The sequence below is a fragment of the Candidatus Pyrohabitans sp. genome, from assembly GCF_054014795.1.
The window spans coordinates 1-25,355 of the sequence record NZ_JBPMGE010000018.1 but is presented as its reverse complement, the minus strand read 5'-3'; the positions used below and the strand labels follow the sequence as shown (position 1 = coordinate 25,355).

Annotated in this window: 27 protein-coding genes; 12 read left to right on the top strand and 15 right to left on the bottom strand. The window is 49.2% G+C overall.

The features are described from left to right. Nucleotides 1-9: 9 nt before the first annotated feature. Nucleotides 10-1,332: an amidohydrolase family protein gene (locus ACXJJW_RS01960; protein ID WP_456474038.1), complete on the top strand. Its 1,323-nt coding sequence runs from the start codon at nucleotides 10-12 to the stop codon at nucleotides 1,330-1,332. Here ACXJJW_RS01960 and ACXJJW_RS01955 read toward each other — a convergent pair. Next, nucleotides 1,329-2,420, bottom strand: a complete 1,092-nt coding sequence (locus ACXJJW_RS01955) for a DUF763 domain-containing protein (RefSeq protein WP_456474037.1) — start codon at nucleotides 2,418-2,420, stop codon at nucleotides 1,329-1,331. The genes ACXJJW_RS01960 and ACXJJW_RS01955 overlap by 4 nt on opposite strands. A 554-nt stretch (nucleotides 2,421-2,974) precedes the next feature. On the opposite strand from ACXJJW_RS01955, the gene ACXJJW_RS01950 reads away from it, so the two are divergent. The 7 genes from ACXJJW_RS01950 (at nucleotide 2,975) to ACXJJW_RS01920 (ending at nucleotide 9,860) form a co-directional block, all read left to right on the top strand. Next, nucleotides 2,975-4,003, top strand: coding sequence for a polyprenyl synthetase family protein (locus ACXJJW_RS01950; RefSeq protein WP_456474036.1), 1,029 nt, complete (start codon nucleotides 2,975-2,977; stop codon nucleotides 4,001-4,003). Next, nucleotides 3,930-5,093 (top strand): MFS transporter, encoded by a 1,164-nt coding sequence (locus ACXJJW_RS01945; protein ID WP_456474035.1) that lies wholly within the window; start codon nucleotides 3,930-3,932, stop codon nucleotides 5,091-5,093. The genes ACXJJW_RS01950 and ACXJJW_RS01945 overlap by 74 nt, the downstream gene beginning before the upstream one ends. Further along, nucleotides 5,090-6,037: a squalene/phytoene synthase family protein gene (locus tag ACXJJW_RS01940; RefSeq protein WP_456474034.1), complete on the top strand. Its 948-nt coding sequence runs from the start codon at nucleotides 5,090-5,092 to the stop codon at nucleotides 6,035-6,037. Before ACXJJW_RS01945 ends, ACXJJW_RS01940 begins: the two co-directional genes overlap by 4 nt. Continuing rightward, nucleotides 6,034-6,684, top strand: a complete 651-nt coding sequence (locus ACXJJW_RS01935; protein ID WP_456474033.1) for an NnrU family protein — start codon at nucleotides 6,034-6,036, stop codon at nucleotides 6,682-6,684. Before ACXJJW_RS01940 ends, ACXJJW_RS01935 begins: the two co-directional genes overlap by 4 nt. A 251-nt stretch (nucleotides 6,685-6,935) precedes the next feature. Then, nucleotides 6,936-7,292 (top strand): rhodanese-like domain-containing protein, encoded by a 357-nt coding sequence (locus ACXJJW_RS01930; protein WP_456474032.1) that lies wholly within the window; start codon nucleotides 6,936-6,938, stop codon nucleotides 7,290-7,292. A gap of 37 nt (nucleotides 7,293-7,329) precedes the next feature. Then, nucleotides 7,330-8,460, top strand: coding sequence for a sulfite exporter TauE/SafE family protein (locus ACXJJW_RS01925; RefSeq protein WP_456474031.1), 1,131 nt, complete (start codon nucleotides 7,330-7,332; stop codon nucleotides 8,458-8,460). 41 nt (nucleotides 8,461-8,501) lie between these two features. Beyond that, nucleotides 8,502-9,860: an ATP-binding protein gene (locus tag ACXJJW_RS01920; RefSeq protein ID WP_456474030.1), complete on the top strand. Its 1,359-nt coding sequence runs from the start codon at nucleotides 8,502-8,504 to the stop codon at nucleotides 9,858-9,860. On the opposite strand, the gene cofH is transcribed toward ACXJJW_RS01920, so the two are convergent. Together cofH and cofG are read right to left on the bottom strand one after the other, a co-directional pair. Then, nucleotides 9,857-10,960 carry a 5-amino-6-(D-ribitylamino)uracil--L-tyrosine 4-hydroxyphenyl transferase CofH gene (gene cofH / locus ACXJJW_RS01915; protein WP_456474029.1) on the bottom strand — a complete coding sequence of 368 codons (1,104 nt, stop codon included), beginning with the start codon at nucleotides 10,958-10,960 and terminating at the stop codon, nucleotides 9,857-9,859. The genes ACXJJW_RS01920 and cofH overlap by 4 nt on opposite strands. A 1-nt stretch (nucleotide 10,961) precedes the next feature. Further along, nucleotides 10,962-12,032: a 7,8-didemethyl-8-hydroxy-5-deazariboflavin synthase subunit CofG gene (gene cofG, locus ACXJJW_RS01910; RefSeq protein ID WP_456474028.1), complete on the bottom strand. Its 1,071-nt coding sequence runs from the start codon at nucleotides 12,030-12,032 to the stop codon at nucleotides 10,962-10,964. 183 nt (nucleotides 12,033-12,215) lie between these two features. Here cofG and tfe point away from each other — a divergent pair, with 183 nt between their 5' ends. Together tfe and ACXJJW_RS01900 are read left to right on the top strand one after the other, a co-directional pair. Then, on the top strand, nucleotides 12,216-12,740 hold the full coding sequence (tfe, locus tag ACXJJW_RS01905) for a transcription factor E (protein WP_456474027.1): 525 nt from the start codon (nucleotides 12,216-12,218) through the stop codon (nucleotides 12,738-12,740). Beyond that, nucleotides 12,727-13,248 (top strand): TIGR00295 family protein, encoded by a 522-nt coding sequence (locus ACXJJW_RS01900; RefSeq protein ID WP_456474026.1) that lies wholly within the window; start codon nucleotides 12,727-12,729, stop codon nucleotides 13,246-13,248. The genes tfe and ACXJJW_RS01900 overlap by 14 nt, the downstream gene beginning before the upstream one ends. Here the strand turns inward: ACXJJW_RS01900 and ACXJJW_RS01895 are convergent. Genes ACXJJW_RS01895 through thiS form a run of 3 tightly spaced genes read right to left on the bottom strand, consistent with a single transcriptional unit; the run spans nucleotide 13,245 to nucleotide 15,171 of the window. After that, nucleotides 13,245-14,045: a PAC2 family protein gene (locus ACXJJW_RS01895; protein WP_456474025.1), complete on the bottom strand. Its 801-nt coding sequence runs from the start codon at nucleotides 14,043-14,045 to the stop codon at nucleotides 13,245-13,247. The genes ACXJJW_RS01900 and ACXJJW_RS01895 overlap by 4 nt on opposite strands. A 37-nt stretch (nucleotides 14,046-14,082) precedes the next feature. Further along, entirely contained in the window at nucleotides 14,083-14,976 is an 894-nt protein-coding gene (locus ACXJJW_RS01890) for a TIGR00269 family protein (RefSeq protein ID WP_456474024.1), read from the bottom strand. After that, the gene (gene thiS / locus ACXJJW_RS01885; protein ID WP_456474023.1) at nucleotides 14,977-15,171 is read right to left on the bottom strand and encodes a sulfur carrier protein ThiS; all 195 of its coding nucleotides are present in this window, start codon (nucleotides 15,169-15,171) and stop codon (nucleotides 14,977-14,979) included. It abuts the gene before it with no gap. 203 nt (nucleotides 15,172-15,374) lie between these two features. Here thiS and speD point away from each other — a divergent pair, with 203 nt between their 5' ends. Both speD and ACXJJW_RS01875 read left to right on the top strand, forming a co-directional pair. Beyond that, nucleotides 15,375-15,722: an adenosylmethionine decarboxylase gene (speD, locus tag ACXJJW_RS01880; protein WP_456474022.1), complete on the top strand. Its 348-nt coding sequence runs from the start codon at nucleotides 15,375-15,377 to the stop codon at nucleotides 15,720-15,722. Nucleotides 15,723-15,724: 2 nt separating this feature from the next. Then, nucleotides 15,725-16,747 carry a bis-aminopropyl spermidine synthase family protein gene (locus tag ACXJJW_RS01875; RefSeq protein ID WP_456474021.1) on the top strand — a complete coding sequence of 341 codons (1,023 nt, stop codon included), beginning with the start codon at nucleotides 15,725-15,727 and terminating at the stop codon, nucleotides 16,745-16,747. A 23-nt stretch (nucleotides 16,748-16,770) separates the two neighbouring features. Here the strand turns inward: ACXJJW_RS01875 and ACXJJW_RS01870 are convergent, their stop codons facing one another. The 9 genes from ACXJJW_RS01870 to ACXJJW_RS01830 form a co-directional block, all read right to left on the bottom strand. Beyond that, a complete protein-coding gene (locus tag ACXJJW_RS01870) occupies nucleotides 16,771-17,166 on the bottom strand; it encodes a type II toxin-antitoxin system VapC family toxin (protein WP_456474020.1) in 396 nt (131 codons plus the stop codon). Beyond that, complete coding sequence (locus tag ACXJJW_RS01865) at nucleotides 17,166-17,396, bottom strand: antitoxin VapB family protein (protein WP_456474019.1); 231 nt, start codon at nucleotides 17,394-17,396, stop codon at nucleotides 17,166-17,168. The genes ACXJJW_RS01870 and ACXJJW_RS01865 overlap by 1 nt, the downstream gene beginning before the upstream one ends. Nucleotides 17,397-17,466: 70 nt before the next feature. After that, nucleotides 17,467-19,143 (bottom strand): glutamate--tRNA ligase, encoded by a 1,677-nt coding sequence (locus ACXJJW_RS01860; RefSeq protein WP_456474018.1) that lies wholly within the window; start codon nucleotides 19,141-19,143, stop codon nucleotides 17,467-17,469. 5 nt (nucleotides 19,144-19,148) lie between these two features. After that, complete coding sequence (locus ACXJJW_RS01855) at nucleotides 19,149-20,453, bottom strand: RNase J family beta-CASP ribonuclease (RefSeq protein WP_456474017.1); 1,305 nt, start codon at nucleotides 20,451-20,453, stop codon at nucleotides 19,149-19,151. Nucleotides 20,454-20,457: 4 nt separating this feature from the next. Then, nucleotides 20,458-21,504, bottom strand: a complete 1,047-nt coding sequence (fni, locus tag ACXJJW_RS01850) for a type 2 isopentenyl-diphosphate Delta-isomerase (RefSeq protein WP_456474016.1) — start codon at nucleotides 21,502-21,504, stop codon at nucleotides 20,458-20,460. Next, nucleotides 21,501-22,286, bottom strand: a complete 786-nt coding sequence (locus ACXJJW_RS01845; protein WP_456474015.1) for an isopentenyl phosphate kinase — start codon at nucleotides 22,284-22,286, stop codon at nucleotides 21,501-21,503. The genes fni and ACXJJW_RS01845 overlap by 4 nt, the downstream gene beginning before the upstream one ends. Next, nucleotides 22,283-23,242, bottom strand: a complete 960-nt coding sequence (mvk, locus tag ACXJJW_RS01840; RefSeq protein WP_456474014.1) for a mevalonate kinase — start codon at nucleotides 23,240-23,242, stop codon at nucleotides 22,283-22,285. The genes ACXJJW_RS01845 and mvk overlap by 4 nt, the downstream gene beginning before the upstream one ends. A gap of 113 nt (nucleotides 23,243-23,355) precedes the next feature. After that, on the bottom strand, nucleotides 23,356-24,336 hold the full coding sequence (locus ACXJJW_RS01835) for a hypothetical protein (RefSeq protein ID WP_456474013.1): 981 nt from the start codon (nucleotides 24,334-24,336) through the stop codon (nucleotides 23,356-23,358). Between the two features lie 11 nt (nucleotides 24,337-24,347). Continuing rightward, entirely contained in the window at nucleotides 24,348-24,851 is a 504-nt protein-coding gene (locus ACXJJW_RS01830; protein ID WP_456474012.1) for a hypothetical protein, read from the bottom strand. Between the last annotated feature and the right edge of the window lie 504 nt (nucleotides 24,852-25,355).

Sequence of the window (25,355 nt, the reverse complement as noted above, 5' to 3'; positions counted from 1 at the left end):
GGTGATTATATGGATGTGATAATAAAAGACGGAATCATAGTTACAATGGATAAGGAGCAGCGCATATTAAAAAACTTTTCTCTTGCAATTGACGATGGAGCGATAGTTGAGATTGCGCGGGAGATAAAGGGCGAGGCCGACTTTGTGATCGACGCAGGGAATAGAATAGTTATGCCAGGGCTTATCAACACCCACACCCATGCGGCGATGACGCTGTTTCGCGGAAGTGCTGATGACCTTCCGCTGATGCGCTGGCTCCAGGAGGAGATCTGGCCAGTGGAGGCCAAGCTGGAGCCCAAGCATGTTTACGCCGGCTCGCTTCTCGCCTGCCTTGAGATGCTGCGCTCAGGAATAACCTGCTTCAATGACATGTACTATCACCTCGGTGAGGTTGCAAGGAGCGTGGCCGAATCCGGCATACGCGGTGTGCTTTCCTACCCTCTGCTCGACATCGCCGGTGAGGAGCAGGGAGCAAGACTACTGGGAGAGGCGGAGAAAGGACTCAAGGCCTATGGTGGAAAAGACCCGCGCATAAAGGTATTCCTCGGTCCTCACGCCCCCTACACCTGCTCCAGGGAACTTCTGCTTAAAGCCAAGGAGCTTGCCGCAGAGTACAGAACAGGAATCCACATCCACGTCTCAGAAACAAGAGATGAGGTGGAGAGCTTTGTCAGGGATAAGGGGATGCGTCCCTTTGAATACCTCGAGGAGATAGGCTTTCTGGGTGAGGAGGTGCTGGCCGCACATGCTGTGCATGTGAGCGATAAGGAGATGAAGCTCATGAGGCAGCGAGGCGTCAAAGTTGCCCACAACCCTGTGAGCAACATGAAGTTAGCCGCCGGCATAGCTCCCGTGGCAGAGTACGCCAAAGCAGGGGTTACAGTCTCCCTGGGTACCGACGGCGCCGCCAGCAACAACACCCTGGATATCTTCGAGGAGATGAAGACCTGCACACTGCTTCAGAAGGTCTCCACTCACGACGCCAGCGTGCTTCCGGCGCAGGAGGTGCTCAGGTTCGCCACCATCAATGCCGCCCGCGCCCTTGGTCTGGAGAAGGAAATAGGCTCCCTCGAGGTGGGAAAACGGGGCGATGTGATTATAGTGGATACGCATAAGCCCCATCTAAAGCCCATGAGCAACCCGGTATCCCATCTGATATACGCCGCTAAAGGCAGCGATGTTTCCACGGTGATAGTTGAGGGCAAGGTGATAATGCATGAGGGAAGCTTCAGAACCCTGGACGTGGCGGAGGTGTGCAGATTCGCAGAGGAGGAGGCTTTTGATTTGTTTGAAAAGGCGGGTAAGGGCAGGAAGTTCTTTGGAAATGATTAGATGAAGTCTTTTAGTCTTGTAATCGCACGGTACTTCTCCTTTTTGCCGAGCTTCGCCTCTTCAAGGGCTTCCCTGAGCAGGGCTATGCTCCTGTCGTAGTTCTCCCTGTCCACAGGGTAGGGGAAGCCGTCCTTACCGCCATGGGCAAAGGAGTACTTCACGGGGTCGCGCCACTCTATGGGTGCGCCGAAGAGGAGCTCTGAGAGGAGAGCGAGGGCGCGCAGCGTCTTCGGCCCCAGACCGCGCAGCGCCACAAGCTCCTCGTAGCTCGAGGGCTGAATCTCGTGGGCTCTTGCCAGGGCCTGCCATCCCCTCTCCGAGAGGTCTATCTTCAGCACTGCATGATGGGGAGGCATAGCCAGAGCATTCGCCGAGAAGTCTGTGAGGGTGAGCTGCCCTTTGAGGTACTTTCTGAGCCGCAGGGGGTTGTCCTTTACCAGGTCAACGCTGGCTTTTCTAACCTCCTCGCTCTGCTTGGCGACAAGGTTCATAACGCGCTTCTCGCGCCTCTCTGAGGCGATGCCTGCATGAGGTTCACAGGTGAAGCTTTCAACGCCCTCGCTTAGCCAGTGGTAGCGCCGCGCATAGCGCTCGTGCATGCCCTGCTGCACCACACACCATTCTCCGCGGCGGGTGAAGATAAAGGCGTGGTGGTAGAGTGTGTAGCCATCCTGCACGCAGGCGTTGTCCACCTTTGCGCTGAGCCTGCTCGCCCTTATCATCTTCTCAATCCGCTGCGATGGCACGCCGAGGGTTTCACTGAATCGGGCTATCTCCTCAGGAGCCTTTCGCGATGCTTTGCCTTTCCCTCCAGCTAGAGCGATGCCATGCTCTTCCGGCGAAAGTGCCAGCTTGAGGGCGCCCGTGGTTGTGGTGGTGGTGCCCGAGGAATGCCAGTCGAAGCCAATGGCGCAGGAGAGCGCCTGAAACCAGAAGGGCGAAGCAAGCCTGCGCAGAAGCTCCTCCTCGCCGTACTCGAAGACGATGTAGTCCACCACAGCACGGCTCAGCTTTACCATCCGTTTGAACAGCCAGGGTGGTGCTTTGCCTGAGTGCAGCGGAAGCTCAGCTATACCAGAGCGCTTCATAATAGATAAAGAGAATCTTAACTTGAATGTGTTGAAATATCGTAAGGTGGTGGGATACAGGTAGATGCTTTGTTTTAGATATAGCAAGTTGGGCGAAATTAATGGAAATGGAGGATACTACAAGCCGAGCACGCACTGTGGGATCTGGAAATTATTTCCTCTGGTTTTTCTCATGCTCTCACCTCAGTTATCCGGGTACTTCCGTCAGGAATATATCTCATCCTGGCTGAGTAAGCTTTGCCATGCAAGACTTATAAAAGTCAGGTAATGATTTTAGGATACATACTACAGATCAAGTAGGGACACTCCTAAAATAAATAATTATTGTAATAACATAATTTTGGCCATTTATTATGGAGAATCATAATATTTTAAGGTTATTATGATAAAACAATGATAAAATTAGATTTATTCTGCGAAATATTTATATATATGACATGAATAACATAACGAGAAGAAAAATCGAGGTGAGGTTCGATTGGCTCATGGAACACTACCACACAAATATGCTGCTATCGGACATTCAGACCATAATATTTCTGAGGTATTAATAGATGTTAGATATTAATTGTCTAATAGAAACTCGATTATTTGAGGATATGCGGTGCGATAAAGCATGTTCAACTTGTTTTTCAAGTTCAGAGTTTAATAAAGATTGTAACAACAAATTTTTACACGCAGTTAGATATTCACTCAGTGGAAACGATAACAGATTAAGAACAATATTGATGTTATTAATTAGCAGAGCACACAAAAAAGAAGAAATCTCACTTCCAATTGCATTAGCTTTTGAATGCATACATAATTCCGCTATCATTTTAGATGATATTTTTGACAATGGAACATACAGGAATGGGAAGAAATGTACCTATATTGCATTTTCTAAGCCAACTGCTGTCCTAGTATCAAGCTATTTAGTTTTCAAAGCATTTAGATTTTTGGAAGAAATAAGGAATAACATGGACTATGAACGTTTTGTTAAAATTCATGAAATATTTTCCAGATATCCGCAGAATCTAATTAGTGGAGAATTCAAAAAAAATAATTTACGCGTAAAAAAGTGTACAAGACAAGATTACTTTGATGTTATGTTATCAATATCTGCAGGGCTTACTTCATTTGGATTTAAGGCTGTTGCAATGGCCATAAAAGACGAAAGACACTTTATAGCAAATGCAGAAATTTTTGGATTAAATCTTGGATGTTTACTTCAAATACAAAATGATCTTTTAGATATTTGTGGTTATGATAATCCTTTTAATGAACCACATGATTATAATTTGCTAGATCTAAAAAATAATGATCCTAATATTCTAACCACCTTACTTTTTGAATATACCGATGAGAATGTTTCATATGATAATATTCATGCTCTAATTGATAGAGACATCAAGGATAAGGTATTAACTATCGCAGAAAGTTATCATGCAAAATGTATTGATTGTATCCCTAATTTAGTTTTTTCAGAATATGAAAATCAAATAAGACAAACTGTAGATGGCATATTAGATGTCACAAAAAAAATATTGTATAGTTGTGGCAAAAATGAAAATACAAAAAGAGTTATACATTCTGTATATTAGTATTGCTGTAGCATCTTTAGGGATTGGAATTGTAGTACCTCTAATCCCTCTACTTATTAAGGGATCTGGTGCATCTACGTTTGAAGTAGGACTGGCAGCGACTCTTATGGCCTTTTCATTTGCGTTATCTTCGTTTCCTATCGGTAAAGTTATTGATAAAATTGGCGCAAAAAAAATATTGGTATCAGGATTAGTAATATATTCCTTATCCATAGTTGCATTTCCATACTTTAACAATATAACAATGTTTTCTATAATAAGAATAATCGAAGGTGTTGGCTGGGCAGCGGTTTGGATGGGTACCGAAACCTTAGTGAATCAAATTAGTACACCAGAGAATAGAGCAAGAAATATGGGATATTATGGGTTATCAGTTGCAATAGGTATGGCTGCAGGACCGATCATTGGGGTGTATTTTTTTCAGACTTCAATATTTCTGCCTTTCTATTTATGTTTTATTTTATCTTTATCCACAGCAATTCTCGCTAGTATTTTATTAAAACCAATTGTTTTTAAAAATGAAGACGTAAAAGAAGCAAATTTTGCAAAACTCGTTAAAACTCTTCAAATACCTATGGGAGCAGCGTTTGTATATGGTTATTTTGAATCATCGATGATTGCCTTATTACCAATATATTTGATAGCAAATAATATTTCAAATATAAATCTAGGAACAATCATTTCAGCCTTTGTCATTGGGGGCATTTTGTTTCAATTACCTGCGGGTATGATAGCTGATCGGATTGGAAAGGAGAAATCACTGATTATTTATATCATTATTTTGAGCATTGGTTCGTTTTTTGCGCCTTTTAATAACGATTTGTATTATCTAATAATAATTGCTGTCATTATTGGTGCTTTTGGTAGTGCATTATATCCTGTGGGATTATCAATATTACCTGACAAAATAAATCCGACAAAACTTGGATCTGCAAATGCAACATTCACATCTATATATGGGTTGGGTAGTATATTGGGTCCCCTACTTTCTGCTTTTTTAATGGAAATTGATATTAATTTTCTGTTTAATATTATAATTTTTATTTCTACCTTGTATGGCATAATAATATTAAAAAATTCGAGGATATGAAAATGTGTCGGGCTGTATTAGATTCAGCAAGAATGTATCTCCATGATAATGATTTTGTACTTGGATACTTATCAAGTATTGCACTGGGAAGGAAGGAGAGTGACCGTTGGGTTTTGGCATGGAGCATAATACGGAAGATAGATGATATTATAGATTCTGCTATCGATAAAAACAAAAAGAAAGGATTATTGAGATATTTCAACGAAATATATAGGAATGCATGGAATAATAACGCAAAAATATCAGAAAATATGGATTTATTCGAGAAATATGTTTATTATTATGTGCATATGGAAAAACGGAGTGAAATAAAAACAATTGATTGTTTTAATGACATAATTTGCTCTTTCGAGCTGGACATAGCCCGAACTAATAAGATTCTCTCTTGGAAGGAGTATAATGATCTCCTATATTATAGGTCTGATAGGGTATTGGAATTGTATTATAGACTCTTTTTCAGGAAAAATGATATCTGGATTAAGGAAATATCTCATCACTATGCAAGAGTATTTCAATATGTAGATGACGTTCTAGATTTATATGATGATATTAATGTAGGGCAAATAAATATTACATCTGACGAATGCAACCTTTTAGACATTACCGATATCTACTCTATGGATAAAAAAGAAATCACCTCCTTTTGTAATTATAGAAAAGAAAAAATATGGTCGCATTTTTATGACTATTTATCTCTTGTTGAAACTAAAATAAACTCTTTAATTAGTAGAAGGTACTTAAAAGAATCTGTCGGCTATTGTATATCTCCTTTATTAGAAAATAGATTCACCCCTGGAGAGACATTGCGTTTCCCTTTTGAATTGCTACTGCAGAAAATCACAAATTATAATATACAAACAGGTCTATTTAGAGTTGTTCAACCCATTTTTTATTTCTATTTTTTATTTCCTTATTATTCTTTAAAGATCGGAGATAAAAAATGAACGCGATTATGATATTTATTTTACACTTTTTTATTTTTTCTATAGTACACAGCATTCTTGCTACGGATCACATCAAAAACAAAGCAAAACAAATGTTTGGAAACGGATTCCGATTTTACAGATTAACATATACAATTATCAGCTTTATATTATTCGCACCCCTTTTGATTATATGGGCAAAATATACCGGGATAACTCCTTTAATTTACAGTGTCCCACTGTGGTTACACCCAGTTTTCTTTTTGATTCGTTTGTTAGCAGCCATACTAGTTGTGTGTGCACTTTTCCAAACAAATATACTTGAATTTATTGGTGTAAAACAAATAAAAGGGCAAACTAATTCTATGTTGATAACAAGTGGTACTTATGGGATAACTCGCCATCCCCTTTATACTGGTGTTATGGTCATGTTGTTTACAAAGACAACTATGAGCCAACTTGATTTAATTTTAGCAATATTTGTCTCTATTTATTTTGTGATAGGCGCGTATATAGAAGAGAGAAGACTACATTCAATTTTTGGCGAAGAATATGAGAAATACAAGCAAAATGTATCTATGTTCCTTCCACTGAAAAAGTTTACAAAGGATGGAATAAGGTGGAAAAGAAGCGAGCCGGGGGGCGATGAAGCTGAGGAGAGGAGGTGAGAGTGAATGGATAGGAAGATGAAACTTGCCTATGCCGGGCTCATGGTGCTGCTGATGGTCGGTGCAAGCGTGGGTACAGTGGCGACAGAGAGCATAATTACGCCATACTAATTGGCAATGACGAACTTGCACAAGCGGCAGCGAGTGCCGCCCTTAACCTGTATTCCACACGTAGCCGCACCAGCTATGAAAAAGTTTTACTTTGTTATTATAAGTTCAACAAATACGAACATAATAGGAGTGACGAGAAAATGTGCAGGAACATAACACCGCAGGATGCCTACAACCTGATTCAGAGAGATAAAAGTATTGAAATACTGGACGTGAGAACCCCTCAGGAGTATCACACTGAGGGCCACATAAAGGGTGCAAAGCTCATCCCCATAAATGAGCTTCAGTTTCGCCTCAGGGAGCTCAACCCGGCGAAGAAGTACCTGATATACTGCCGCACCGGCAACAGAAGTGCGCAGGTGTGCAGATTCCTCTCCCAGCTCGGCTTCAAGCACACATACAACCAGATGGGTGGCATAGTCCAGTGGCTCAGGCACGGGTTGCCCGTAGAGGGCGTACCATCTCGACGTACATTATTTAATCCATTTGGCCTCTGAAATCTTTTGTGTACAACCTGTGGTGGGGTGGCAGAGTGTGAAAAGAATCCTGGAGGCGCTGCTAATAATAACCCTTGTAACGGGCACAGCCTTCGCTGCCCTGCCTGAGAAGGTGGAGCAGGCAGGCGCAGAGGGTGGCGCAGCCCTCGATGAAGAGCTTGGCTTCCTGGGAATCCCGGGAGCGCCCCAGATTAACCCGGCCATCGCCTTTCTGTGGGCAGTCTGGGTGGGCTGGATATTCTCCACCGTCGGAGCCTTCGGAGGGGTGATGGCAGGCGTTGGCCATCTCACCGTCTTCGGCCTGGGAGACTTCGCTTCAAGCTTTAGAGGCACCAATCCCGCGATGAACAGGCTCATAACCGACAGCATACGCGTCTCCAACCAGTGGTTAGTTGGCTTCTCTGCCCTCATCTCGGCTGTGAATTACTATAAGATGAATCGCATCGTCGTGCCCCTGGGGCTTGCGCTGGGTGCTGGTGCCGTGATAGGGAGCCTGGCAACACCCATCCTGACCGCTGGTAAGGTCTCCCTGAAGTCATATATCGGCTACTTCGGCTTATTCACCCTCCTCGTGGGCTTTGTGCTCCTCTACGAGAGCACCTCCAGGGCACAGGCGTCGAGAAAAAAGGCAGTAGAGGCAGCGAAGGCGTTTGAGGCGAGGGTAAGGGAGCTGAAGGCACAGGGCAGGCTGGAAGAGATAGAGAGGGAAGGGGTAAAGATGACTAAGGTTAGCCTATCCAGGATGAGCTTCACCTTCTTTGGGCAGGAGTTCGGATTCAATCCCCTGCTCCCATTCTTTGGTGGTCTGATGATAGGCTCCCTGGCGTCTCTACTCGGCGTTGGTGGTGGCTTCCTGTATGTGCCCTTCCTGACCAGCGTCGTCCGCTTACCCTACTTCATAGTGGCAGGAACCTCAGCGCTGACGGTGCTTATAGGCATGGTGATGAGCATCTTCAGCTACATGGCCATAAAGGGCGTGCCAGTGCACTGGGGACTCATCGGCGTGGAGCTTCTCGGCGTTGCCGTGGGCTCCTATATAGGCCCAAAGACCTCCAAGTACTTCCCTGAAAAGTACCTGAAGATACTCTTTGCGTTGCTGGCCTTCTATGTGGGTGTGAGGTACCTCACCAAGGGCTTCCTGGGCAGGAGCCTCCTTCCGCCGTACTGATAATAGAAAGTTTTAAATACTAATTTAAATTAGTACTAATCATGATTAGAGAATTTCTCAACAGAGAGCATGAGATGATGCTACTCCAGGAGGAGTGGGAGAAGGAAGGGGGAAGGTTGATAATACTATATGGAAGGAGGAGGGTTGGCAAAACACGCCTTTTAATGGAGTTCACGAAAGATAAGGAGGGGATATTCTACATAGCTGAGGACTCATCTGCTCAGATCCAGATAACCGGATTAAGAGACAAAATTTCAGATTTCTTTAAGGATTCTCTGCTAAGAAGCTTAAAAATAACCGATTGGAATCAGCTTTTCGAATATTTTTCCAGAAATATGCCAAAAGAAAGATTTTATTTCGTTATAGACGAGTTTTCTTACTTGATAAAAAGTGACAGAAGAATTATCAGTTTGCTACAGAAATTCTGGGACACCTCGTTTTCGGATTCTTCTGTTTTTATGGTTCTATCTGGTTCCATGCTTGGTTTAATGAGCGAAGCGGTATTATCGCATGCATCCCCCCTGTACGGTAGGAGGACGCGAGATATCCTCCTGGAGGAATTGTCTTTCAAACATTCCAGAAAATTTGTCCGCATGCCCTTTGAAGACGCTCTGAAGCTTTATTTAGCCATAGGAGGCGTACCTGAGTACCTACTGAAAGCGTCAGAATACAATAGCCTAAACAGATTTTTGAGCAGGGAGTTTTTCAATAAGATGGGATACTTTTACAGGGAACCATATTTCATAATATCCCAGGAATTTAAAGAGTTGAAGATTTATTTTTCGGTTCTCAATGCCATAGCTTATGGAAGAACTTCTCCTAAAGAGATAGCTAATTTTGTGGGCATCGATGCTAGGAAAATATACCCATACCTAGAAAATTTGATTCGCATGGGATTCGTGGAGAGGCAGACACCAATTCTTGGAAAACCAAGGAGGAGCATCTATCTCATAAAAGATAATCTTTTTGATTTTTGGTTTAATTTTGTATTTAAGTATAGAGAGGAAATCGAAAAAGATAATTTCACTATTGAAAGGATTAATTTTTCAGAATATTACGGAAAAAAGTTTGAAGATTTCATTCGGCGAGAAATTTTTCGGCTCTATGAATGCAGCAGTGCTGGCAGGTGGTGGCACCGTGGAGAGGAGATAGACATAGTTGCGCTTAAAGAGGCTGAAAAGGAGATCGCCTTCTTTGAGTGCAAGTGGAGTGATTTAACGCAAAAGGAAGCAAAGAGGATAATCAAAAATCTGAAACGCAAAGCAAAACTGGTTAAATGGCATGAAGGAGATAGAACAGAGCGATTTGGGATAATAGCAAAAAGAGTGAAAAGCAAGGTAAGGCTGAGAAGGCAGGGTGACCTTATTTATGACTTGGAGGATTTGAAGAGGGTGTATTAGAGCAGGTTGTAAAGCGTATCTCTGCGTCTAGGCTCAAAGCCGGAGTCGCTGATAAGCCTGCGAATCTCGGCCTCGCTCATCATCTCATTTGCAGCGCCCGCACTTCGGGAGATGTTCTCCTCCATCAGCGTGCCCCCGAAGTCATTGGCGCCATAGCAGAGCATCAGCTGGGCAAGCTTCCTCCCCAGCTTCACCCAGGACACCTGGATGTTTTTAAAGTTGTCCAGGTAGAGCCGGGATATCGCATACACCCTCAGGTCCTCCAGGCCTGTGGCGCCCGCTCTGCACAACCCCGAAGAATAAAGCGCAGTGCGGTGGTGAATGAAGGACAGGGGCACAAACTCTGTGAAGCCGTGTGTTGAGTCCTGAATCTCGCGTATTATCCTGAGGTGTTCCACCTTATCTCTGGTGCTCTCCACGTGCCCGTAGAGCATGGTCGCCGTCGTCGGTACTCCAAGCCGATGGGCTTGAGTAATAACCTCCACCCACTCCTCTGTCCTGAGCTTCGAGGGGCAAATCTTTGCCCTGACCTCATCCACGAGTATCTCGGCAGCAGTGCCGGGCATTGAATCTAAGCCAGCCTCCTTAAGGCTTCTGAGGGTTTCCCTTATGCCAATCCCGCTCTTCTGCGCGGCGTGATAAACCTCCATGGGTGAGAAGGCATGCACATGCACCCCGGCTGCGCTTTTAACTGCGCGGAGTATTGCCACATAATCCTCCAGGCTAGCCTCGGGATGAAGCCCCCCCTGGATACACACCTCACTCGCCCCCTTCGCCTCTGCCTCCCTCGCACGCTTTGCCACCTGCTCGGGGGTTAGTAGATAGGCTTCAGAACTTCCCGCACTCCTGCGGAAGGCGCAGAAGGTGCAGCTTCCCACGCAGATGTTGGTAAAGTTGATGTTGCGATTTACAACATAGGTTACATAGCTTCCTGCCCTGCGCTCGCGGAGCCTGTGCGCCACCATACCCGCGAGGAGCACAGCCTCCTGCGGAGCATCAAACAGGTAAAGAGCCTCTTCCTCACTTATCCTCTTCCCTGCTGAGGCCCTCTCCAGTATCCTTAACGCCTCTTCCTCCACACTGAAAAGTGAGTCCAGCATGCTACTCCCTGACATAGCCTTCTTCGGTGGCGTATTGCGAAATAACCTCGCCAACCCTTTCTGAATACCACCCCTGTTTAATGTATTCTGGATATATGGGCAGGCGCTCCCTGAGCGTGAGCCCGAGGTCCTCGACCATGCGGCGCATCTCCTCCACCCCCGGCCAGGTGTCCTCCGGGTTGATGTAGTCTCTTGTGAGGGGAGAAATTCCGCCCAGGTCGCTGGCTCCATGCAAGAGAAATATGGCGTAGGTGCTGGGGTTCAGGTTGGGAGGAACCTGAATGGCAAGCTCAGGGAAAAGCTCACTCGCTGCGCGTACCACCTTGAGCATTCTGAATAGGGAGGGTTCTCGTGCGTGCTGCATGGGCGTGCCCTTCTTTGGTCTGAAGTTCTGGATTATAATCTCCTGGATGTGTCCATATCTATCGCTCAGCTCTTTGAGCTGCATCAGCGATAAAGCAATCTCTTCGCCCGTCTCGCCTATACCGATGAGCAAACCTGTGGTGAAGGGTATGCGAAGTTTGCCAGCAAGCTCAATCATGCGCAGCCTCGCTTCTGGCCTCTTACCGGGGCTGTGTTCATGGGGCATGCCTTTTTCGCATAGCCTCTCGCTGGCGTTCTCAAGCATTAAGCCCAGGCTGGCATTGACCTCCCGCAGCGCGCGCAACTCAGCTTCGCCTATTACCCCCGGGTTGGAGTGGGGGAGCAGCCCCATCTCGAGGGAAGCCTCGCACAGGTGGTACAGGTACTCTATCACGCTGCCGTAGCCCATCCTTGAGAGCGCCCTCTCTATCTCGGGGTAAACCTCAGGTCTCTCGCCGAAGGTGAAGAGCGCCTCTGTGCATCCCCTCGCAGCGCCTTCCCTCAAAATCCCGAGCACCTCCTCCTCGCCCATGAGGTACGGTTTCTCTGAGCGAAAGCCGCAGTAGGTGCAGGCGTTGCGGCAGGCATTGGTCAGGGGTATGAAGACATTCTTAGAGTAGCTCACCACCTCTGCGATTCTCGCCGGTCTAAGGGCACAGAAGTCTTCTGCGCTGGCATCGATTATCCTTAACACTTCCTCTTCTGACATCAGGAGAATTACCCCCCTATAGCATGGGCAATCATACTTGTACTATTTACATCTAATTTTTACTCTGGTTAACTTCTCGAGTCTAATATGATTTTTACATCCGAAAATGTTATAAATTTTATTACAAAAAATTTATAATCTCTCGAAGTCATATTAATTATATTCCCCCGGAGGCGTAAGAGAGTGGATAACGGAAAGTCTGTACTCAGTGACCCAGAGGCCAAAAAGTTCCTTGTGGAGATCCTGGAAGAGGAAGGTCTGGACGTGGTGTACTCTCTTATTGACAGAGAGGCAACCGATGAGGAGATAGCGGAGGAGACTGGAATAAAGATAAACACAGTACGCAGGGTGCTTTACAAACTCTACGACTACCGTCTTGCCAGCTATGTGAGAACCAAGGATTCTGAGATAGGATGGTACATCTACACCTGGAAGCTGGATTTGAAGAGGATATACGACCTGATCAAACTCAGAAAGCAGCGAATTCTAGAGGAACTCACCCGGGAGCTTGAATCAACACAGAACAAGGTCTTCTTTGCCTGCAAGAATGATGAGAAGTATGTGCCCTTTGAAGAGGCAACAGAGCTTCAGTTCAAGTGTCCCCTGTGCGAGGGGGTGCTGGAGTACGTAGACACCCAGGAGAGGGTTAATCAGCTTCAAGGAGAGATAGAAAGGCTCCAGAAGGAGCTGAGTAATGGACACCACTGAGGCTATAGAGATTCTGCGCAAATGCGGCGTACCCGAGAATGTGGTCGCCCATAGCTTGGCTGTTTGTGAGCTTGCCACTGAGCTTGCATCCCGTGCCAGGGTGCCTCTGGATGTGGAGCTTGTTAGGGCTGGGGCTCTGCTGCACGACATAGGCAGGGCGAGAACACACGGCCCCAGGCACGCTCTGGAGGGGGCTAAGCTTGCAAAGCGCCTGGGCTTTGATGAGAGGATTGTGAGGATTATTGAGCGCCACGTGGGTGCGGGTATCGGGAAGGAGGAGGCCGTTTCCCTAGGTCTGCCGCCCGGAGATTACATCCCCAGAACGCGGGAGGAGAAGCTGATCGCCTATGCAGACAACCTGACCCTGGGAACAAAAAGAATATCCTTTCAGGAGAGCCTGAAGAGGTTTAAAAAACTGCTGGGCGAAGAGCACCCCTCCATAGAGAGGATGGTCAGGCTTCACCAGGAGGTGACCTCCTGGCTTGACCACCACCGTAAAAGGTCCTAGCCTATGTAGCTCAGCCTCTCCTCACCCTTTGGCGGCGCCTTGTACATCTCTGCAAGCTGCCGCGCATACTCCTCCATCTTCTCAAACTCCTTCTCCATGGCCTCAATCTGCTCGTCCAGCTCTCTGGTCGGAATTTCTATACCCATAAGCTTTGAGAGAGCCTGCACAGCAGCTTTACTCGCCCTGGGGTCGGGGTACATGCCCTGTGTCTCGGCAAGGAGGCAAACACTGCTGAAACCGTTTTTCTCTGCAAGGGGAATCAGGATGCCGGCGAGGCCGGTGGCACCGAGGGTTCCCTTTGGGGCTTCCAGGAGGGGTATGCCAGCTTTCTCAAGTATGCCCCTGGTCTTCTCTTCGGAAACAACACCATAGGTGCGGGGTTCCTTAACCTTCGCACCCGTGCCATAGCCGCCCAGGGTGTAGATCTCCTTTACACCCACCTCTTCGCAGAATTTCAGAATCGTATGGGCGAGGTTGTAGTAGCTCTCCGGTGTCGTGCCCTGATATATGCCGGTGAGAATAAAAATCTCATTCTTCTCGTCGTAGTATATCTCATCCTTGTGCAGGTCCACAAGATTTTCATCCTCATACACAATGCCTGGCAGGGCCACGTTGGGATAGAGGAAGTACACAGAGTAGATGTTGGCTATCTTCTCTGCGCCCAGGGAGTCGATTAACTGTCTTCCCGCCATCAGACCTACCTGCCCCACACCAAGCAGACCCTGAATAAGCCTGCCATGCTTCGCTTTTGGCTTCTTTATGTACTCAATTGTGGTCTTTTCAACCATGAACTTCATAGGTTATAGTCTGAGTACATTGTATATAAATATTCGGCTATACCACAATCCTGCAAAAGGCACAGCACTTCGAGGTGGTGGGAAAGCCGCAGACCTCACACTCCATCACCTCACCCTTCTCCTCGGGACGGGCGAAGAGGCTTCTCTGCCTCTGAAATTCCCTGTAGAAGTATAGCTTTGTACCGGGAGAGCGTTCTTCGATACGGTTGAGAGCCTCCTTCATGCTTATGCTGGTAGCGCCCTCTGAGAAGGGACACTCCAGCTCAGAGACGTAGTCTATGCCTTTAAGAATCACATAGGTTGCGGTCTCACGCTCCGTAAGCAGGCACAGGGGCTTTACCTTCGGTTTAAGCATGGGATGCCAGGCTTCTAAACGGGGGGCCTGTCTCGCCAGCAACTCAATGTTCCAGCGGAGCAGGTTGGCGAGGAGCACACTCGCTTCGTCGTCAAGGTTGTGGCCAGTCGCAAGTACATCGTATCCGCCTTCCAGGGCGATGCGGTTCATCTCATGGCGCTTTATTATGCCGCACACACCGCACACGCTACGGGTGCTGCGCTTCGCCAGCTGTGGTACGCTTACGCCATACTCCCTGCGCAGGTCCAGGAGGGTAAGCCTTACCCCTTTCTGCTCGGCGAAGGCTAGTGCCTTGCGCTTTGAAATCTCCGAGTATCTCTCTCTCGCTATGCCCAGGTGGATGTAGAGCCCCTCTGCCTGGTAGCCCAGCTCAAGAAGTACATCCCACAGCGCAAGGGAATCCTTGCCACCGGACACGGCGACAAGCACGCGGTCCTGCTTGGAGAGCAGAGAGTAGTTCTTTATTGCGCGCTTCACCACCCGCTTAAAGCGCTCCATGAAGTGCTCCTCACAAAGTGCAAGGCGGTAGCTTCGGAGGTGAATAATCGCCTGTCTGGAGCACTTACTGCAGCGCATTCAACCACCCGATATCGCAGAGATAATCTCCAGGGTTTCTCCATCTCTGAGGCGGTAATCCTCAGTAACCAGCCTGCTTCCCACCCTTGCGACCACGCCTTCAGGGCTCAATCCCAGAAGGCGAATCGCCTGCTTGACACTCGTGCCCGCCTCTATGCTGATCTCTCTGTTCCTGTATCTCACTGTTGCCGCCATAGGGAAGAGTAATCAGCGTGATAGGTAAAAATTTTTGGGTGATGCGAATCGAAAAGTTTTTGTTATACCTTTTTAATATTAGTTAATTAAGTTAGTTCATCCCCAATCAGAACACGACGCATGGATTTTTGACGTACAGAGATAACCGCCAGCATTGCTTTTCCAAACCAATCTAAAATAAAGGCAGGTGAGAGAGATGGGTGATGAAGATGGCAGTCATAGGAAAGCATATTATAGCGGAACTCTACGGCGTGGAAAAGGAGCTGATTTCCTATGAGAGCAAGGTGAAGGAGATTACAGAGCACGTCGTAGAGAAGGCAGGGCTGACGAAGATAGGTTCTGTGTACAGGCAGTTTGAGCCTTACGGTGTTACCTGCGTGGTGCTTATTTCAGAATCGCACGTGTCGCTGCACACCTGGCCGGAGTACGGCACAGTCAACCTCGACATATTCACCTGCGGGGACCCGAACAAAACAGAGCTGGCCTTCAGGCTGTTCCTTGAGCAGTTCAAACCCAGGTCCTACAAGCACTATGTTCTCACAAGGGGATAAAAGTGGAGCGTCGTACTGAGGTGCAGCTGTTTCAGAGGCTCAGTCGCGGGTCCGCCTCGGTGTGGGAGCTTCTGGATGCGCAGGATTCCTCGCTTGGAGAGTTCTATTCGGCGCTTGAGGAGCTGAGGGCGCGGGGGATGGTTAAAGTAGTTGACGGCAGGGTATCCCTGACGCGGCTTGGGGAGGAGCGCGCAGTACAGCTTAAGGCGAGGTTTTTTGATTTCAGGTGCGGGGTGTGTGATGCCAAGGGTTATGTGGTGCCCGATTCCCTGGATGTTACCCGAGCTTTCCACAAGATTGCGGAGCGCCGCCCTCTGCCCATTGAGGACTACGACCAGGGGTACATCTCGCCAGAGGATGTGCTCAGGCGCATTGGCTTCATGTATGAGCGCGGAGACCTTGCGGCGAGTGAGATTATTGTTATCGGCGACGACGATTTGCTGAGCATAGCCGCCGCTTTAACAGGGCTGCCAAAGCGTATTGTAGCCATGGAGGTAGATGAGCGCCTGGTGAACTTCATAAATCGTGTTGCAGAGGAGCACGGACTGAGCCTCGAGGCGAGGAGCTATGATGTGCAGGAGCCCCTGAGCGAGGAGCTTGTGCGCAGCTTCGATGTATTCGTATGCGACCCCGTGGAAACACTGGCAGGGATAAAGTTATTCCTCTCTCGTGGCGCAGCCTCGCTGCGCGGCTCTGGTAGCGCCGCCTACTTCGGCCTAACCACACTGGAAGCCTCGAGGAAGAAGTGGTATGAGATACAGCGCATTCTCCACGAGATGGGTTTTGTTGTTACCGACATAAGGCGAAGGTTCAGCGTGTACCCCTGCGAGGATACCAACTTCTTCCGCTACCAGCACAGACTCAAGATAGTGAAAAAGCTTCGCTCACTCTGCAACTACAACTGGTTCAGGTCTGCGCTTTACAGGATTGAGGCAGTAAAGGAGCCGGTGCCTGCGGTCACGGGCAGAGTCAAGCTGGGCGATGAATTCTATCACGACGACGAGTGCTGGGCGACGCCTGAGTAGGTGTATGAAATTAAAAAGCCTTTTCACCAGTCCTCTACGAGAAGTCCATGTATCTTCTGGAAATGTTTTTGATTCCTGGTAATCAGGCGCTGATTATGTGTTTGAGCTATGCTTCCAATTATGGCATCGAAGTCACCTATAGGGTTACCTTCTTTTTTGAGTTCAGCGAATATCTTCCCATACCTTTCACAGGCTTCGGGGGAGTACTCCAGGATTTCCAGGTAGTTGAGAAATTCTCTAACTCTCCTAACCTCCTTCAGAGGCTTGGACGACAGATAGGCACCTTTGAAAAGTTCACTGGCTGTTATTGGGGTGGTGGTTAGTCTCTCTTCATTTTCAACGATAGACTTCAATTTTTCGATGGCACCTTGTTCCTTCCTAAGCAGTGCTATGATAAAGTCCGTATCCAAGCATACCATTAGAATCTAACTCTCCTGCCTGCGATTTTTGTTCTCTCTGATAGTACCTCCTCCAACTTCTCTGCCAGTTCGTCAGCAGGTTCCATCCTCTCAATATAATCAATCAGCGTGCCTTTCTTTTTCTTCTTGGATAGTTTTAGTATCACATCCGTAAAGGACTCCTTCCCCTTCTTGAAGGAGGCCAATGCTTCATATGCATCAGTTGAAATTGTGATTGTTTTATGTGCCATGTGTATTTATGTGTATTTTAACAGGGGAAAAGATTTTCCAATTTGTATGTGTCCTCTCTCAGAACAGGCATCAGGGATGCGCATAGTAGGCCACCACTCCTTCACCCACATCATCTATACGCGCAAAGCCGTAGCGCTCGAACTGCACAACATCGTCGCGCTTAACCTGCGAGAGCGCCGCCTCACCCACTCCGCTTTCCACACCGCCCGGTTTTACCACCTTCACAGCTATATTCTCCTGCGCAGGCACCCAGTGGATGAGATTGGCCCGCCTGCGCTTCGCCTGGGCAAGCTCAAAGCTGTGGAAGCGCGCCTGCGCCTTATCCTTGCCCTTCTCCACAATCTCTATGTTGAATCCCTCCATCAGGCGCACAAAGCTGCCCTCACGCAGCGTCTCATAGTCCCTCTGCGCTATGAAAACACTCGCCTTGCCCTGCTCAGGCTCAAGCCTCAGCCTCCTCGTGCCGCGCTCTGGTTTTGACGGGTGAAGCCTCACCTCCCGCGAGAACTCCGGTGCGCCCTCTATCACAACCTCCACCGGCGAGGCAACAAAGAAGTAGCGGTTTGCTATGGGCTCAATGAGTTCGCGGTTGTAGGCAAAGAGGTTCTTCCAGCTGAAGCTTATGTCGCTCTGCTTCACCCCAACCTCCAGCATGGCCCTGCGTATCGCCTCACTTCTAAAACCTCTCCTCGCCAGGGCGCGAAGTGTGCCCAGAGAAGCGTCGTCCCAGCCGGAGTAAACACCTGCCTCAATACCAGCCCTGATTCTGGAGGTGCTCAGGGCAACGCCCTCTATTTTAAGCCGCCCATAGTGGATGAACTCGGGCATCTCCCAGTCAAAGAAGCGGTACACATAGGACTGCTTGCGGGTGTTCACTATGTGGTCCTTGCCGCGCAGCACATGCGTCACGCCCAGGAGGTGGTCGTCTATGGTCACTGAGAAGTTCATCAGTGGATACACGCGCGCCTTAACCCGCGGGTGGGGCTTGGTTGAGATGCGCATAATCGGAAAGTCGCGCATCGCAGGGTCAGCAAGCTCAACGCCTGTTTTGAGCCTCACCACCGCCTCGCCCTCCTTAAATTCTGTGAACATCCTGGCATAGTCTGCCAGATTCTCCTTTACACTCTTCCCGCGGTGTTCGCACTCCCGCTTTGCCAACTTCAGCTTCTGGATCACCTCGGCCGGGCACCTGCAGACATAGGCATGCCCCGCTTCTATAAGCTTTCTCGCATATTCGTAGTAGATCTCCAGTCGGGAGCTCTGAACCACGACCTCGTGGATGGCAACGCCCAGCCAGTCCAGGTCCTGGGGTATCATTTCATATGCAGGAGGATAAACCCTTGTGGGGTCTGTATCCTCCAGGCGCAGAATCAGCCTGCCCCCATAGCGCCTGACATACTCATCATTGAGCACCGCCGCACGTGCGTGCCCCAGATGCAGGGGGCCGCTGGGATTGGGGGCAAAGCGCATCACCACTTCGCCGCGAACATTGCGAAGCTCGGGCAGCGCCTCCTTCTTCTCCTCTCTCTTCACCTCAAAGGAGTAGCCGGCGATGGCCTTCTCAATCTCCTCCCTGCTGAGCGAATTCACCTGCTCAACAATCGCCTGCACCAGGGGCAAAAGCTCCTTAACCCTGGCTTTAAGCTCTGGCTGCTCAGCGAGAACCTTGCCCAGTACCGCCTTTGGATTGGCTTTGCCAAAGTCCAGCGCATTCTTGAGTGCGTGCTTGCGTACGAGCTCCTCCATTCCGGTTATACCTCCATCCTCTGGCCATTTCTGAGGAGGAAGACCTCACGGTTAATCGCATAGCCCAGCGTCTCCGCAAGCTCCGCATAGATGGCGAGCATATCCAGAGTGCCATGGGTGGGTATTATCTTTTCGGGCTGAAGCATCTTCAGCAGGTCATAGTGGTCCTCCCGCGAGGCATGGCCAGAGACATGGAGGTCCTTGAACAGCCTCGCCCCCTGCATCTTCAGCTTGGTCTCAAGAGAATAGCGCTGCGCCACATTTATGGGATTGGGAATAATGCCAGCGGAAAACACAACCTCATCTCCAGCCTCAATGCGGAAATCAAGCTTCTGATTTGTGATTCTGGTGAGCAGCGCATCCTGCTCTCCCTGGTGACCTGTGATTATCAGAAGGTAGCGCTTCTTATCCTTCGCGGCACGCTTGAGCGCCCTTTTAATGGCATCCCTGCCGCCATACACGTGGGTCCCCTTGGGCAGGGAAATTATCCCCTTGCGCTCAGCGATGGTCACATACTTCTCCATGCTCCTCCCCAGCAGAAGCGGCTCCCTGCCGAGCTTTTCAGCCATATCGAGAATACTCTTAATTCGTGCTATGTGGGAGGAGAAGGTGGTAACTATGAGCCCATGCTCAGGGTTGCTCTTGATCAGCGTATCCTCAACTAGGGTTCTCGCCACCAGCTCTGAAGGCGTTCGCCCGTCGTTGGCCACGCGCGTGGTCTCTATAATCAGCGCCTTCAGCCCCTCCTTTCCAAGCTCGCGTATTCGCTGATAGTCTGGCTTCTCCCCTATCACAGGGGTGTCGTCCAGCTTGAAATCGTTGAAGTAGGCGACACTTCCCTCGGGCGTGTGCACCACCAGAAAGACAGTATCTGGGATGCTGTGGGTTATGCGCACAAACTCTATGCTCAGCTTGGGCGCCACCTGAAGCATTTCACCGGCCTCGAGCACATAGAGGGAGTTCTTGCGCCTGCCCCTGAGCTCCCTCTTCACAAGCTCTATTGTATAGGGCGTGCCTATGATGGGTGCCATTGGAAACTTCTTGGCGAGTATGGAAACCGCACCGATGTGGTCCAGATGACCGTGGGTGAGCACTATCGCCTTAACCTCACCGTAGTCATCGCTGACCGACGGAATTATCCCCCTGGAGGCAAGCTCCTCAGGGGGGAGCCTTGATATGTCCGTATCCTCATGGATGAGCACCCTGTCCAGGCGAATGCCCATGTCTATAACAATGGCATCGCCACCCTGCCTTATGACAGTCATGTTCCTGCCTACTTCTTCATATCCACCTACAGCAACTATCTCCATTAAATCACCCTAATATTCCTCTAACAGATAACCATTCCCGGGTTCTGCCCAGGACAATAACCCTTGCATTGTGCAGCTCCTCGACGCTCCGTGAGCCCGTAAGGAAGGTGGCAACGCGCAGCTCCTGCTCAAGCCTGCGGAGAGCGCTCACCACCGCTTCGCTGCCTTTAACAGCCTCTTTGAGCAGCGGCAGTGCGATGCCGCATGAGGAGGCACCCAGGGCGAGGGCCTTGGCCACGTCTATGCCGCTCCTTATTCCACCCGTGGCAAACACAGGAAGCGAGGTTGCGGAGACGCACTCCACAACGCTCACAGCCGTGGGGATACCCCAGTCCCAGAAAGCTCTGCCTATATCACCTTCGCCTCTGTGGCTCTCCACAGCAGCAAAGCTCGTTCCTCCGAGCCCGCCGACATCTATTGCCGTGGCTCCCGCCTTCTCGATAAGCGCCGCCTCTTCCCCGGCTATGCCGGCACCGGTTTCCTTGACAATAACAGGAACATCCAGCGCTTCTGAAATCTCTGCAATTTTATCGAGGGCCCCTCTGAAGTTTGTATCGCCCTCTTTTTGAGAAGCCTCCTGAAGTGCATTCAGGTGAAGTGCCAGGGCGTCTGCATCTATCATCTCCACTGCTCGCTCAGCCTCTCGTACAGAGTAATCCTTGCAGAACTGAACTACGCCAAGGTTGGCGATTAGAAAAACATCCGGCGCAGCCTCCCGGGCGATGGCGAAGGTTTCTACAAGGCTGCCGTCCTCTATGGCAGCGCGCTGACTCCCCACGCCGAGGGGAATGTTAAGCTCCTGGGCTGCGATGGCCAGGTTCTCATTTATCCTCTTTGCCTCCCCGTGGCCGCCTGTCATTGCGGCGATAAAAATGGGCATACTCACCTTTCTGCTCAGAAATCTTGTGCTCAGTTCCACATCCTCAGCGTCCACCTCTGGCAGTGCGTTGTGGATGAGCACCACATCCTCTAATCCGCTGCCCACGTGAGACTCAACCTCCTCGCTTAAACATATCCTGATGTGGTCCAGCTTTCTCTCTCCTGTACTCACGGGTAATTTCCCCCTTTGACAACTGTGCATATCTCCTCCGGCTCGCCTAATAAAGCTTTCTTGAGCCTCCCTGCGGCGAGAGCGTTGATTATCACCGACTCATAGCCCAGACGTGCAAGGTCGATGAGCTCAATGAGCTTGCCCCGCATGCCGCCTGTGGCATCCCTGCCGGAGGCTACTGCATTGAGCACCGCAGCGAAGTTTTCGGGATTTACCTCGGGTATCAGTCTGGCCCCTGGCTGAGAGGGGCTTCTGTCGAATATTCCGTCAACATCAGAGGCGAGGACTATTCTCTCTGGTTTAAGCTCCTGGGCAAGCTTAACCACAAGCTGGTCCCCTGAGAGGATGCACACCCCTCGAACCTCGTCGAGTACCACATCGCCATAGAGCACTGGCGTCAGGCCCAGCTCAAGAAAGCGCTTCACAGGGCGAAGGTTGAGGTGTTTCACCCTTGCATCTGAGCACTCCGCTATGGCCGAGGTCTGAATACCAACGGCGTTTACTCCCGCCTCTATCAGCGCCTCTACCATCAGCAGGTTGAACCTCACCATCGCCTGCCTTGTGAGCGCCACTCCCCGCACCGCCTCTTCACCCTTTATGCCTTCAGTGAGCCCATACTCCACTGCAAGGGGATGCCCGAAGCTTCCTCCGCCGTGCACAATTACGAGCTTAGCCCTGCTTTCCTCAATCTCCTGCGCCACTCGCCTGGCTACTTCTGAACGGAATGAGAACTTCTTGCGCTTATCTGTGAGCAGACTTCCTCCAAGCTTGAGTATTATCATACTTTGCCACCCTCTATTCGCACGCCCTCAAAGGTAACCCTTGCCTGCAACGCCTCGCTCTCCCTGCTGAGCGCCGCGAGCACAGCCTCATAGCTCCGCCTGGTAAAGGCGAGCATGCATCCGCCGCCGCCTGCGCCTGTTAGCTTCGCACCCTCAGCGCCTGCGCTGCGCGCGAGATAAACCAGGCGGGAGAGTTCCTCCGTGGAGACACCCAGTGCTTCCAGCAGGCCATGGTTTATGTTCATCAGCTCACCGATTTGGGAAAGCTCACCCTCCTCCAGGCAGCGCCTCGCTTCGCGGGTTATAACCCCTATGTTACCTATAATCGGGGTGACCACCTCTGGCAGCGCCTCTTTAAGCCTGCGCACCTTCTCCACTAAAAGCTTTGTGGAGCGCTCCCTCCGCGTGTTTCCCACTATGAGGGGTAGCTCTTCCTCCACGCTCAGCCTTTCTATGCCCTTGCCGGGAAGCACAAAGAGCAGGCCTCCGTAAGTAGCCGCCGCAGTGTCTGTGGGCGATGCCGAGCCCTGCACCTCCAGCTCAACGCGATGTCCGAGCGACGCAAGCTCTGAGCTGCTCACCTCCCTGCCGAGAAGTGCGAACACTGCCTTGAGGGTTGCCACGCTTACGGCGGCGCTGGAACCAAGTCCAGAGGCGGATGGAAGCTCAGAGCTTATTCTGAGCTCAAGGCCGATTTCCTCGTCTGCCTCCTTAAAAGCTATGCCAACGGCGCGCTTCACATATCTGAAGGCACCTCCTGCATTGCGGAGGTCCTCAAATGTGAAGCTCTTTGAGACGTTGTGGGTTTCAGAATGAACTTTGATTACCTCATCGCTGAGCCTCTTAGCCCTGACCTTGACCCTTCTCTCAATGGCTCCAACCAGCGCTGGCTCGCCGTAAACAACGGCGTGTTCGCCAAAGAGTATAACCTTACCCGGCGCAGATGCAGTGAGCATATTCTTACAATTGCGGCGGGGTTAAAAAAGGTTGTTGCGGCGATGCCAGAAAAATGAGACAGAAGCCTGTCTAACCACCTGTGACGCTGTTTTCACCTCGCCGGTCGACCATACTATGGCGGCCTCGTGGACCATCCCTGCAGACTCTCAAGAAGCTCTCTCGCCTTACCTATCGCCTGGGATAAGGTATACGTAAAGCCGCCGTGATTAGTGTCCTTGCAGATTGAGGTGATATGTCTGCCGTCAACGTAGATATTCACCCAGTAGCCTGGTGGGAGTATGTTAGTTGTGGGTGTAATAGTTGTTTTAATATTTCCCTTTTTAAACTCGTATACCGCTCTTCCAGACTCTCCGGATGCCACCCCCGTATTACTCTCCTCTATCTGTAGTGTTAATGGGGCACCGTAATATTCACCTCTATTTTCCTCTGATGCAGGTGGAGATGCCGTACGCTGGTCGGAGGGGACAAAACTGTTGCCCAGTTCAACTGCCTGGGGGAATAGCTTGAATCTGGCATAGATAAGTTGATTTGGCCTCTTGTATACCCTAAGGGCAAGACCAAACATTCCACCCCACTGGCCAGGACTTATATAAACTATGTGTGCCTTGTGAGTCCTGTTGCCTCTACCGATCCAGAAAGTAGAGGGTCTGCCTGGGGACCTGACCTTTTCTTCAGCCAATTTCCAGCCTTCCAATGCCCACAGGTGTCTGCGCGCCTCCATATCGGCTTTCAGTTTACTGGGAAATAGCTTGCTGAACAGAACTTTTTCTTTTACAAGAAATTTAAGCCTGTAGGCCCCATCTGATACTGTTTCCACATCATAGCGTAGGTCATCGATGGGTTTTATCTCCCTCTCAAGCTCTGTCACCTTATCAGCTGTGAAATTCTCAAAGAGATATTCATTGGCCTTACCCAGTCCGTAGATAAGGTTCCCGGTAACCAGACAGTCTGATACACTGCCATTTTCTAACAGCCGAATCATAAACGTACTGTCATTATCCACAGATACCTCGGCTTCACGGCTGCCAATCTGACGGGTAAAAATAACCCTAGGCTCAATGACTGGGTGCTCGACTTTTCCACCGGCTGACATCTACATCACCATTACTTCTTCTTGACTTCAAATTCGTTGCTCTTTTCTGTTACATCTCCCCACAAGAATCTGGTCCTTGCAAACAGCTGGTATTTGCCCTCTTTTGTAAAGGTGAACCATCTGGACGGGAGGGTAAATCTGAAAAATCTTGTTTTTCTTCTTTTGACGTATATGCCAAATGGCCATATCTTAACCCTATGCACCCCGGGGATGACCCACTCATAGTATACATTCCCCTGCACTGTTCGATTGCTGTTGTTCACAACCTTAATGGTGTGCTCCGTAGTTATTTTGCATGACTGGCCCACTTTAAACGTGGGCATATGCGGAACCTTCGCACCGACTGTAATCTCAACATTCCTATTTTCAAAGTCCTCCTCCAGTACTTCGACCTCAGCAGAGGATAGTTCTCCTATCTCTTCTACAGCAAACCCTCTCGCCCTGGACTCCTCGGCAAGGACTATCAGCTCATCCTTCTCCGGGAAATCAAGGTCGATTTCTTGTATTTCTTCCATCCTATCCCACCTCCTCCTATTTTTGAGACATAGAGCCCCCCATAGAGTCCCCATTAGACTATATTCCAATCGAAGCAACAGACCCCCGGGATAACTCTACTTAGAGTGTTAGATTGACTTCCTATTATTTAAATTTTACGCAAGGCCTCCAATCCAAGTTATTCGCAAAGTTGCAACAGATGGGTGAATAGTGGAGATATAGATTTTTATATAAGGTTGTGAATCAGCTTTTTTAAATGATTAAACAATAAATATTAAATAAACACACAAACACTGAAAAAGAAACCGCTTTCTGTCGATCTTAAAAGCCAGATTAGTAGGTGCGGTGCATCCAACCGTATACAAACAACCAAAAATCCCCGCCCACGTTAAAGCTTCTGCTCAGGTGCATGTACTACGTTGGCAAAAGCGCTGTGATAGGAAGCTTCGAGAAGCTTGAGAACTATGAGAAGCGCCTTCTGGAGGAGGCTTTCAAACGTGCGGAGTTCGTTTTTGTAGGTATCG